The organism is Acinetobacter sp. SM1B (genome assembly GCF_003289665.1).
GTDB classification, from domain to species: Bacteria; Pseudomonadota; Gammaproteobacteria; order Pseudomonadales; family Moraxellaceae; genus Acinetobacter; species Acinetobacter schindleri.
Genome location: NZ_QMBM01000001.1, coordinates 2,280,283 through 2,292,063, shown reverse-complemented (window position 1 = coordinate 2,292,063; position 11,781 = coordinate 2,280,283). Strand labels below are relative to the sequence as shown.

At 41.9% G+C, this 11,781-nt stretch carries 11 protein-coding genes; 8 read left to right on the top strand and 3 right to left on the bottom strand.

What is annotated here, in order from left to right; all coding sequences use genetic code 11:
- Positions 1 to 47 precede the first annotated feature (47 nt).
- The 3 genes from gspF (at position 48) to C8322_RS11100 (ending at position 2,429) form a co-directional block, all read left to right on the top strand.
- Positions 48 to 1,253 (top strand): type II secretion system inner membrane protein GspF, encoded by a 1,206-nt coding sequence (gene gspF, locus C8322_RS11110; RefSeq protein ID WP_004813469.1) that lies wholly within the window; start codon positions 48 to 50, stop codon positions 1,251 to 1,253.
- Positions 1,254 to 1,341: 88 nt separating this feature from the next.
- Positions 1,342 to 1,809 (top strand): type II secretion system major pseudopilin GspG, encoded by a 468-nt coding sequence (gene gspG / locus C8322_RS11105; protein ID WP_227499334.1) that lies wholly within the window; start codon positions 1,342 to 1,344, stop codon positions 1,807 to 1,809.
- 284 nt (positions 1,810 to 2,093) lie between these two features.
- The gene (locus tag C8322_RS11100) at positions 2,094 to 2,429 is read left to right on the top strand and encodes a hypothetical protein (RefSeq protein WP_004813465.1); all 336 of its coding nucleotides are present in this window, start codon (positions 2,094 to 2,096) and stop codon (positions 2,427 to 2,429) included.
- A gap of 201 nt (positions 2,430 to 2,630) precedes the next feature.
- Here C8322_RS11100 and lnt read toward each other — a convergent pair whose 3' ends face one another.
- On the bottom strand, positions 2,631 to 4,193 hold the full coding sequence (gene lnt / locus C8322_RS11095) for an apolipoprotein N-acyltransferase (RefSeq protein WP_004813462.1): 1,563 nt from the start codon (positions 4,191 to 4,193) through the stop codon (positions 2,631 to 2,633).
- A complete protein-coding gene (locus C8322_RS11090; protein WP_004813460.1) occupies positions 4,190 to 5,029 on the bottom strand; it encodes an HlyC/CorC family transporter in 840 nt (279 codons plus the stop codon). The genes lnt and C8322_RS11090 overlap by 4 nt, the downstream gene beginning before the upstream one ends.
- A gap of 201 nt (positions 5,030 to 5,230) precedes the next feature.
- On the opposite strand from C8322_RS11090, the gene tusA reads away from it, so the two are divergent.
- From tusA to C8322_RS11065, 5 genes are all read left to right on the top strand, one after another.
- Complete coding sequence (gene tusA / locus C8322_RS11085) at positions 5,231 to 5,488, top strand: sulfurtransferase TusA (RefSeq protein WP_004813458.1); 258 nt, start codon at positions 5,231 to 5,233, stop codon at positions 5,486 to 5,488.
- Between the two features lie 249 nt (positions 5,489 to 5,737).
- Complete coding sequence (locus C8322_RS11080) at positions 5,738 to 8,377, top strand: type VI secretion system Vgr family protein (RefSeq protein WP_111810633.1); 2,640 nt, start codon at positions 5,738 to 5,740, stop codon at positions 8,375 to 8,377.
- On the top strand, positions 8,378 to 9,292 hold the full coding sequence (locus C8322_RS11075) for a DUF4123 domain-containing protein (protein ID WP_004813455.1): 915 nt from the start codon (positions 8,378 to 8,380) through the stop codon (positions 9,290 to 9,292). It abuts the gene before it with no gap.
- A gap of 101 nt (positions 9,293 to 9,393) precedes the next feature.
- Positions 9,394 to 9,822, top strand: coding sequence for a hypothetical protein (locus tag C8322_RS11070; RefSeq protein WP_004813452.1), 429 nt, complete (start codon positions 9,394 to 9,396; stop codon positions 9,820 to 9,822).
- 15 nt (positions 9,823 to 9,837) lie between these two features.
- Positions 9,838 to 11,541, top strand: a complete 1,704-nt coding sequence (locus C8322_RS11065) for a T6SS phospholipase effector Tle1-like catalytic domain-containing protein (RefSeq protein ID WP_004813451.1) — start codon at positions 9,838 to 9,840, stop codon at positions 11,539 to 11,541.
- A gap of 57 nt (positions 11,542 to 11,598) precedes the next feature.
- Here the strand turns inward: C8322_RS11065 and C8322_RS11060 are convergent.
- A partial coding sequence (locus C8322_RS11060) for a 4Fe-4S dicluster domain-containing protein (RefSeq protein WP_171334351.1) occupies positions 11,599 to 11,781 on the bottom strand: 183 nt, incomplete at its 5' end.

Sequence of the window (11,781 nt, the reverse complement as noted above, 5' to 3'; positions counted from 1 at the left end):
TGACGCAACTGCGTTGGGGCAAATTTTTGGAAAATTAGAGCATTACAATGCCAGCATATCAATTTATCGCGCTTGATGCTTCGGGTAAGCAGCAAAAAGGCGTACTGGAAGGGGACTCTGCACGTCAGATCCGTCAGCAACTTCGGGACAAAGCCTTGATTCCGGTGTCTGTTGATCCAGTCGAGCAAAAGGACAAGCATTACCGGCCGCGCTGGTTTGAAAAAAGCCTTACAGCTTATGACCTGGCACTGATGACCCGGCAACTCTCCGTTCTGGTTGCCGCCGGTATTCCGCTGGAAGAAGCCATTCGCGCCGTCGGTAAACAAAGCGAAAAGGTGCATGTACAGAACCTGCTGATGTCGGTGCGTTCCAAGGTGCTGGAAGGGCATAGTCTGGCACAGGGCTTGCAGCAATCCGGCCGCTTTCCGGAACTGTATATTGCAACCATTGCTGCCGGTGAACGTTCCGGACATCTGGACCTGATTATGGATCAGCTGGCGGACTATACCGAAAACCGCTTTGCCATGCAGAAAAAAATTCAGGGTGCAATGATTTACCCGATCATTCTGCTGCTGATGTCCTTTGCCATTGTGATGGGACTGATGACCTATGTCGTTCCAGACATTGTCAAAACCTTTGACCAGAGCAAAGATGCTTTGCCATGGATCACGGTCGCGTTGATGAAAGCCAGTGACTTTATCCGGATGGCTTGGCCTTTCATGTTGGCTGGTAGTGCCGTTGCTATTTTCCTGCTGGTGCGTTTTCTACGCACCACCGCAGGACATTATGCTTTTGACCGCCTGACCTTGAAATTACCGCTATTTGGCAAATTATCACGTGGGATTAATGCGGCACGCTTTGCCAGTACCCTGTCCATTTTGACCCGTTCTGGGGTGCCGCTGGTCGATGCCTTAAAGATTGGTGCGGCGGTCAGCAATAACTGGGTCATTCGTGATGCGGTTAATCTGGCAGCGGAAAAGGTGACTGAAGGCGGCAACCTGGCGACCCAGCTGGAGCGTAGTGGTTATTTCCCACCGATGATGGTACAAATGATTCGAAGTGGTGAAGCTTCCGGTGAACTGGACCGGATGCTGGACCGGGCATCAACCATGCAGGACCGTGAAGTGACTACACTGATTTCGACGTTACTGGCTTTGCTGGAACCTCTTATGCTGGTGCTGATGGCAAGTATTGTGTTAGTAATCGTAATTGCGGTGATGCTGCCAATTGTGAATATGAATAATATGATTTAAATAAAGTGTGGGTAGAATTCCAATTATAAGCCCAAACAGATTTTCAAAATTAAGCAATGAGAGACAGGAAATGAAAAGGACTGAGATGATGAATGAACAGCCAGATTCTTTAAAAACAGGCTCAGGTATGACGCGTATCAAACATGCTTCGGGTTTTACCCTGATCGAAGTAATGGTCGTGATTGTGATCCTGGGCGTATTGGCTGCACTGATCGTACCTAACGTGATGGGCCGTGGTGAGAAGGCAAAAGTTGATACTACGGTGATCAAACTGCAAAGCGTGGCCGGGTCTCTGGACCAGTACAAGCTGGATAATGGTAAGTATCCAAGTATGCAGGAAGGTGGTTTAGATGCTTTAGTCAACAAACCTGCATCTGCAAAAAACTGGTTACCGGGTGGCTATGTCAAAGGCGGTTATCCGAAAGACAGCTGGGATAATGAATTGCAATATGTCATTCCTGGTACGGATGGACGTTCATTTGACCTTTATTCATTTGGTGCCGATGGCCAGTCTGGTGGTGAAGGCACAGATGCGGATATTTATTATCAGCCTTAATTGAGAACCATTATAAATTTCTTATTTATGGAATATATCACTTCATTTAATTGGGTATTTCAATACTAAGTGAAGTGATAATAACTATTAATACATAAATATAATCTAAATACATGAATTTAAAATTAATTTTATAATCTATTCTATTTGATAGTCATAATAAGAATTATTCCCATGTTTATCGATTACAATTATCGTAAAATATGAATAAATATAGACTTTTCATTTCTATAAAAAAGCTCATAATGATTTCTATGGCACAAATTCGGCCAAAGGAGATAGGTATGAAAGCATTAATCATAAGAGATGAAATAAATCAGTTTCATTGGACAATGCTGAAATCTGTCTTTTTGGTTCTAAGCATTCTTCCGGTGAGCCAAGCAGTTTTGTATTTGTGGCAAAGCACGGAAGGTAGCAGCCAGATTATGGTAGGTTTCTTTGCACTGAGTCTGATGAGCAGCCTGTTAGCTTTGTGCTTCTGGTCGGCATTAAAAGCCAGCGTAATGGATGTGAAACAGGAAAGAATTTCATCCTTTGAGCGTGGCGTGGTTCAGCTCTACCGTTTTCTGCCGATGCTATCATTGGCCAGTATGATGTCCTATCTTGCTGTACAGATTTAATTATCTTTCCAATAAAAAAACCGGGGCATAAGCCTCGGTTTTTATTTTTAAAATATTGCATAAAACTTCCTCTCCCTCTGGGAGATGAAAAGCACTGCTTTGCAAGAGAAGAGGGTAAAAATTTACCTCTCCCTAACCCTCACTTGCGCTAATTTAAAAAGCAGTGCTTTAAAATTAGCTCAGGAGAGGGAACTTAAGAAATTATCTTCTCGACTTAAAGCTGACATCCACTTTACGTGGGCGGAAACGCCATCCAAGTAATAACAGCAGGGTTGAGAGAATCAGTACAGGCCAGTCACTCAGTTTCGTATACAGCGTTTCACCCTGCATTGCTGGCAACTCACCGCGTAATACCGCTTCTTGATCCATAGGCGCACGTTTCACGATATGACCATTATGATCAATAAAGGCGGTTACACCGGTATTGGTCGCACGGATAAACCAGCGACCATTTTCCTTGGCCCGCATTTGCACCATTTGCAGGTGTTGCTGCGGTCCGGCAGTTCCAGTAAACCAGGCATCATTAGATACCGTTACCAGAAAGTCGCTTTGACTGGCATTGCGACGGGTCAGATTCGGATAAGCGACTTCATAGCAAATCGCAGAGCCCAGATGCTGATTTTTGATATTTAGCGGTTGCTGATCATTTGCCCCACGAGAAAAACCGCTCATAGATGGATCATTTTGCAAAGCGGGAAGTACCCAGCTGAGCGCGCCGGAAAGTGGGATGTATTCACCAAATGGCACCAGGCGCTGTTTCTTGTACAGCCCACTCGCTTCATCACCGCTGGCCATGATGCTGTTGTAATACTTCGGTGTGCCTTCGGCTTGGGATTCTTTCAGATCCCAATAAGGAATACCGGTAACCCAGGAGCTTCCTGATTTCTCTGCCTGTGCTTTCATCGCATCCAGGAAATCAGGAATATCGGCCTGAAACATCGGAATCGAAGATTCTGGCCACACGATCAAATCACGACCCCATTCGGTCTTGGTCAGATTGGCATAGATCAGCAGGGTTTTAACCTGATATTCAGTCAACCATTTCAAATCTTGTGGAATATTACCCTGAATCAGGGACACGCTGAGTGGCTTAGTGCCTTCTTTCTGTTCTACAAAAGTCAGTTGCGAAGCTCCCCAGGCACCCAGCAAGAGCAGCAGGGAGGGGATTGCCCAGAACACACGACGATTAAGAATCTCAACCAAAGCACAAGCCAGTATGATCACCACGAAGGATACGCCAAACACACCGAAGAGTGGCGCATAGCCATCCAGCAAACGTTCGGTAAAGGCATAGCCGGCAAATAGCCATGGGAAACCTGTAAAGACCCAAGTCTTCGCCCATTCAAACAGTACCCACAATGGCGCAAAGGTCAGAGGGGTTTCCGGAAAGAAGCGACGGTAGATAAAGGTCTGTACTGCGGTAAATAGACCCATGACCAAGGCCATGATCAGAATCATCACGACACTAAGGAATGAGCTGGTATCACCATATTCATGGATCGAGGTATACAACCAGAATGCACCGACAAACCATAAACCAATGCCATAAGCCCAGCCAATACCAAAAGCCTGTTTGGCACTGCGTTTACGCAGACAAGCATAAAGCAGCGCCGGAGAAAGGATGGCTAACCACCAATAGTGGTACGGCGCCAGCGCAAAACTGAAGATGGCACCGGAAAATAAAGACAGCAGCAGTGGATAAATCAGTGGAAGTTGCTCAGAACCTTCAGACTGTTTCAACAACTTGTCGAAATGTGCCCTCATTGGCGCACAGCCCGAATCGAGTGAATAGAACGGGCATCCGCTTCCAGAATGGTAAAGATCCAATTTCCAAGCTCAATCACCTGACCTTCTAAATCGCTCACCAATCCGATTTCCTGCAATAACAGGCCACCCATGGTTTCTACTTCATCATCAGAAAAGTCGGCATCGAGCATATTGTTAAAATGCTCAATTGGAGTCAGTGCTTGCACAATCCAGGTATTGGCTGTGGTCGGATCATTGTCGGGAACAATATACAATGCTTCTTCATCAGCAATATCATGTTCATCTTCAATTTCACCAACAATCTCTTCCAGAATGTCTTCTAATGTCACCAGACCAGAAGTGGAGCCATATTCATCAATTACGACTGCAATATGGGTCTGGGTATTTTTCAACATACGCAAAACCTGATCTGAACGTGCACTTTCAGGTACGAACAGTGGCTGGCGCATTAAGGCACGAATATCCACCTTAGAAGTCGGTTCGGTCAGGAAAGGCAGCAAGTCTTTGGCAAGCAAAATGCCCACCACATTATCAGGCTGATCTGATGAAAATACGGGAAAACGCGAATGCGCTGATTCTACCAAAACATGCAGAATATCAAGAAGCTGGTCATCTTCCTGTAAGCTGATCATAGAAGTGCGTGGTGTCATCACTTCACGAATTTTGGTCGCTGGAAGGTCGAGTACGCCTTCTAGCATCGCTACAGTATCGGGTTCTAGAAATCGACGTGAATCTTGTACTAGTTTTAGCAGTTCGTCGCGAGTTTCGGGAGCGGTTCCCAGCCATTTGCGTAAGCCGCGCATACCCCACGACGGGCCTGATTCCTCGTGCATGATCTTTCCTAAAAACTCTTAATATCTAAAAAAATGTAATTTTATCATACCGCAGAAAATGCAGTTGTCTATTGTAATTATTTAAGGCGACCGTGACTGTCGCAGTCAACTACTTAAAACGAAAATGGCAATAAAGCCAGTCATGGGTACAGACACATGTTTATGTTAAAATAACCTGGTCTTTCCCTCCTGAGCCTGCCGATGTCTGAAGCTGAAATTACTCCTAGCCTGCAACTAAATACCCGCGGTTTACGCTGTCCAGAACCTGTGATGATGCTGCATCAGGCGATTCGTAAGTCCAAGTCAGGTGATGTGGTTGAGGTGTTTGCAACGGATAATTCGACTTCATGGGATATTCCAAAATTCTGTATGCACTTGGGGCATGAATTACTGTTACAAGAAGAACGCCTGGATGAAAATGGCAATAAAGAGTTTCATTATCTGGTAAAGAAAGGGTAATAACGTGTTGGGCAGATGAAGTGAATCATTTGCCCTGCTTCGATTAATCAACACTTTCTGGGCGTGAAGCCTATTTCACAATAAAAACTTGAGTTTAAAGCGATAAAGTTTAAAGAAGCCCATCTCTTTAGCAAGCAAACGTCTTTTCTCTGGTCAGAGAACAATTGAAGCGAATCCATCAGACCAAACTCGCTAGGCTTAATCAATTAAATTTATTATAATGCCGAAAAAATAAGCATAAAAATAAAAATGATCAGAAATTCTATTGCTCAAATACTCGAACAATTGGGATTAAGCGCACAGAAACGCGCTTTACATATTCAGTTTTCTAATCAACAGCTTAATTCGGAAATCTTTCTGCAGCGTATTGATGGACAGCATGTGCTCAATCAAGGGCTGAAGATTGGACTTATTTGTTTATCTAGCAATGCTCTGATTCCTCTCAAAAGTTTCATAGGTACACAGGTCGCGGTAGATCAGGTAACAGACCAGGGGCAGCTTTTTCGCAGTTCAGGCATTATTACCCAGGCAACTCAGGGGCAAAGTGATGGTGCATTAACGCTTTATAAGCTTACTTTGGAAGATGCCACTTCACTTTGGCATAAACGCCGGAATAGCCGTGTGTTTATGGACAAAAGTGTCCGTGATATTACCAGAATATTATTTGAGGAATGGCAGAGTAAAAGCCCATTATTTGCGGCTGCACTCAAGCTGGATTTATCCGGTTTGCAGCAGACCTATGATGTGCGTCCTTTTAGTATGCAGTCAAATGAAACTGACTATGAATTTTTAACCCGTTTATGGCGCAGTGAAGGTATTAACTGGCTGATTGATGAATCTGAGCTATTGCTCCTACATTCCTCTGCACCGATTGCAGCACAGAAACTCAGATTGATTGATGATAATAGTCAATATCAGGCTCTAAGCCGCCGGGTAATCCGTTTCCACCGTTCCAGTGCTACCGAACAGACTGATAGTATGACCAGCTTTATTGCAGAGCGAAAATTACAGCCAACTGCTGTGCATATCCAGCGCTGGCATGCTGATCGTTTGAGTCAGGAGGAAGGTACAGGTTCAGTACAAAGCAGGCATCAGCATAGCCAAACTCAGGATAATACAAGTTTAGGGTTGGAACAGGCGTGGCATATTAGTCCGGCATGGGTCACTGACCTCAAGCATGAAGATCAGGCTACGTCAGCATCAAATGCACAAATTGAGAAAGTTAACCAGAACCTGCAACATTTTTATGATGTGCAGGCCAAGCAGTTTTTAGCAACATCTACTGTACGTGATGCGCAAGTCGGTTACTGGTTCCGACTAGATCAGCATCCAGAAATTGACCAGCATCATGCAGCCGATAAAGAATTTCTGATTCTTTCCAAGCAATTCTATAACCAGAATAATTTACCCAAAGACCTGAATGCACAGGTGAATGTTTTAATTCAGCAAAGCCAGTGGCAGCTGACAGAAGTTAAAGATGCTGATGAGCGCCAGACCAATCATTTAGTCTTACAACGTCGCAATATTCCTTTGGTTCCTGAATATCAGCCTTTATTGCATCGACCACCAGCCTGTCCGCAACGGGCAAAAGTAGTCGGGCCAGAAAGTGAAGACATTTATGTGGATGAATGGGGACGCATCAAAATCCGGTTTTTATTCACCCGTCCGGACGATCATACCTATGATAATGGAGCCGGAACGAATGACAGTGATACTGACTCGGCCTGGGTAGATGTTCTCACGCCTTGGGCAGGGGAAGGTTATGGTGTGCGCTTCTTGCCACGTATTGGTGAAATTGTTGTGATCGACTTTTTTGATGGCAATATTGACCGGCCTTTTGTGGTGGGCCGGATTCATGAAGGTCAGCGTTCACCAACAAAATTTGACAAGAAAGGACGCTTACCAGAGACCCAAAAACTTAGTGGTATCCGTTCGCAAGAATTGCAGGGGGAAGGCTTTAACCAGTTACGTTTTGATGATACCACCGGGCAGATCAGCGCACAGTTGCACAGCAGTCATGCAGCCAGTCAGCTCAATCTGGGCAATTTGAGTCATCCGAAACAACAGGCTGAAAGTGAAGGGCGTGGAGAAGGTTTTGAACTCAGAACTGACCAATGGGGTGCAGTCCGTGCCGGTGAAGGTTTGTTGATCTCGACTCATAAACAGCGAGCTGCAGATGGTTCACATATGGATGCTGAACCAGCGAAAAGCCAGCTTCAATCAGCTCTACAGGTAAGCCAGGCGCTCAGTGATGTGGCTAAAAATCAGCAAACTGATCCATTGGAAATTTTTGAGAATTTAAAAAGCCTGATTGAGCAGATTGAACAACAGGATCAGAAAAAAGCTGCTGCCTTTAAACAGGCAATCATGATCCTAACGGCACCACAATCGATTGCGCTGAGCACCCAGCAGGACATTCATTTATCTGCTGCTGGTCAAATCAGCCACATTGCAGGAGAGAGTATTAACCTGAGTACACAACAATCTCTGATTGCCCATGCCAGCCAGAAACTAAGCCTGTTCGCAGCGCAAGACGGAGCACGTTTATATGCAGGTAAAGGCAAAGTCGAGATTCAGGCACAAGGAGATGGAATAGATGTTATTGCGCGTAAAGGTATCAAAATTATCTCTACTGAAGACCTAATCGAAATTATCGCCGCCAAGAAAATCACTTTGACTGCGGGCGGTTCTCAGATTGAAATCAGTAATTCAGGAATTTTGCCCACCACTGGTGGCAAGTTTGAGGTGAAGGCAGGGCAGCATCAGTTTGTACCTGGCATGAAAGTAAATATGAACTTACCATTCTTCCCACAAAGTGTGTGTTGGGAATGTCTGGCACGAAGAGCAAGTCAACGTGGGGCATTTGTCAATAAAGGGGATGGTTCATAAATGATAAATTTATTACACCCTGATTTACATTATTTTTTTGAAGAATATCCATCTGGGGAACATAAGACTTATTTTATTTATGCTTTGGCTGATGCAGCACAAGACAGTTGGTTTTTAAAAAAGAATTCACATTTACATTATCGCAATTTATTAACAGAAGCTGCTGGTGATAAAGCTGCAGAAATCTCACCTCATTTGGTTCAACTCGGACACAATCATAATATCGAGTGGCAATATATCTCCAAACGCATGGTTGGGACTCCTCGATTAACTTTAATAATAAGTCCTTTAGATTTTGATAGTTTATATTCACATTTGAGGCAATTTCTGAATGTCCAGTTTGAAAGTGGATTAGAGATGTATTTAGCATTTTGGGATCCAGCTATTCTTGGTACTTTAGTCGGTCAAATTTCAGACCAGACTCTTTATGTTAAGCAGCAAGTGTTATCAGACCAGCAGAAGAAAGTTTTATTAGAGCCTATTCATAGTTGGTGGTATTGGGATCGAAAAGACAAATTACATAAAATCATCGGCGGTAATGGTCATGAATCTCTGAAATTTTATGATTGGCAAAATCCGTTTACGTTTACGCCAGTACAAGAAGACATGATGGTAGAAGCAAGCTTTCCTGACCATTTGATTTATTATCTAAATCTGAATAATCCTTTCCTGGTTGAGGATTTTAAGGAATGGGAGCTTTACCCATATGTTGTGAAAAAAATAGCATTAGCACGTGAATATGGTTTGGAAGGTACTCGGGATATTTTAAATTTTATTTGTCTAACTTTAATATATAAAAATACTTTCGAGCAAGATGAGCTGCTTCAAAGTGTACTACTAAAAGTGCAAAATAAGATGATCACAATAGATCAGGCGATGGAAGATTTAGAGCGTTTAGTTGAAGAAAACGAATAAATCATAAAACATGAACTTTATGCTAACACAATTAATTAATCATCAAAGAAACGTGAAGTTAGGAATGTTCTTTAAGTAAATTAAAAATTATAGGGGATGTTATGAATATATTTAAAAAAATTGTGATGTTACCAGTAAGCTTGGCTTTAGGTTTGGTGGGATGTAGTTCAGGCTCAAGTAAAACTTATGTACTTACGACAACATCGTTCGGTTATGATCCAAGATATTCACCATATATTGTACAGCTAAATGGCGAGGAAGTTGGAGGAGGCTTTGGGGCAGCCACCAAACGATCTGCAGTTATTACAGGACCACAATATATTAAATGGGGGGAAGGAAATAGCCCAAAAAAACATGTAGCTGTAAATATTCCATATTTAACCAAGGAGGATTTAAAAGGTAAAAATTATTTAGCTGTACATCTTTATCCAGATGACAGTGTTGAAATTACACTTACAGATTCTGATAGTATGCCAAGAGCAACTAAAAAGGGTTTAGCTTGGGAAAAGAAACTAGATGACATGAAATAAGAATAAAGGTGTCCTATGTTATTAAGTACTTTAAAAAAAACTGTAAATAGTAATCAAGATGTAAGTAACCAACCGCCCCAAACAAAACAAGACTGCACTGATGTTGTGCATCTTTCTTTATACTTTGATGGAACTGGCAATAACTTTGAAAAGGACCAGAATAAAGAAAAACTCGCTAATCCAGCGAAGTTGTGGCATAACGCTCAATCCTACGCAATATTTGAGAGAAAAAAAAATCGATTGAGGATTCAAGTTAGTCATCCTATTTATGTTTCTGGGGTCGGAACCCCATTTAATGGTGAGCTCAATAAAGTCGAAAAAAGAATAGCCACAGGGCAAGATCATGAGCTTACTGGTGGGGTAACAGGGATTGGTGGTAGAAGACGGTTAAAATATGGTGAAAATCAAATCAGTAAAAGCTTAGAGGACACCTTAAAACAAAAAATTGCTCAAGCAGAAGCAAAGCTAAAACCTCAAGTTGAAGCACGAAAAAATGAGGCCATAGTTAAAATGGAGACGAAGCTAAATGAGCATCGTCTAATTAAAAAAATTAATTTATCTATTTTCGGCTTCTCACGTGGGGCTGCGCTGGCACGGGTATTTTCTAATGAAATGATTTGGAAAACTGAAACTGAGGATTTAAGCCTAAAGTATCAAATATCAGGTCAAGTAGAACCTGCACCGATGGAAATTCAGTTTTTAGGCATATTTGATACTGTTGCATCTTTTGGTTTACCGGCGACCAATATGTCAAATAAATTTAGTTTCAAAGGTCGAGACATGGTAGTCGATCCAAGAGTAAAAAATTGTGTGCATCAAGTTGCGGGGAATGAATTACGCTTTGCCTTTCCTGTAGATTCAATTTGTTTAGATGGTAAATTAGCTAACCCAAAAACATGGAAAGAAATAGTCTATCCTGGGATGCATTCCGATGTAGGTGGTGGCTATGAGCCGAATTCACAAACAATTAGTAATAATTTCGCACGTATACCTTTAAAACATATGCTAGATGAGGCAGTATCTTCTAATGTTAAAATGTTTGATTTTATCAATTTACAAAATAAACAATCGCAACTCTTTAAAGATGAATTTCATATAGAAGATAAAACCCAGCAACTTTTCGAAGCCGTTCAAAAAGCAGTAGGAGTCTCGACAGGTAACGTAAAAAAAGACATCATAAATTATATGAAACTTCATTATGGTGCCTATGGAACTTTACATCGTCAACGACAACAATATTTAGCAGCAGGTAAATCAAAAGAAGATCCAGCCTTTCTTTCAGTCAGCCAAATTGCTAGAAGAGAGGGCTTTTCATTGCCAACGGGCCCTGCAGATATGGCCACTGAAGTTGAAAGAGTTAAAGCAGCTAAAAATTTCACCACATTTGATCAATCTAATTTAACAGGTATAAAACACGTATTTAGAATTATTTATCCATTTGCTAAAGCTTATGAGTTTCTAGTCGATATAGATGATTGGGAATTACAGAGTTGGGAAAAAAATGTTTCACAAGAAGCAGTAGATTTTTATTCAAGCTATGTACACGATTCGAAATATGGTTTCATCTATAATGCAGAGCCATTTAGTTACTTTAGACAACGAACGGTATATGAATCAAAACGAAGTTGGAAAGGTAAAAGAGTCGATAAAAAATTAGGGCCTATCCACGAACAAATAGCTTATGAAAATAATGAATTTGAAAAAACTCAGAATAATTAGTTTTGAAAGGTAATAAAAAATCTGTATATGAGAATCCCTTATTCAATAAATTAAATATTAGATAGTTCGGCCATCAGCAAGATCAAGTATAACGCACATAATATTCTGTGAAGGATGTTTAATGTCACAGGTCTTACAGCGTGCGCAGTTGGCTGTATCAATGATGAGTAAAAAAAATAATAAGTGTTTAAATAGATCTCTTTCATAAATCAAAAAACGATCTTCTTTTTGGTTAATATT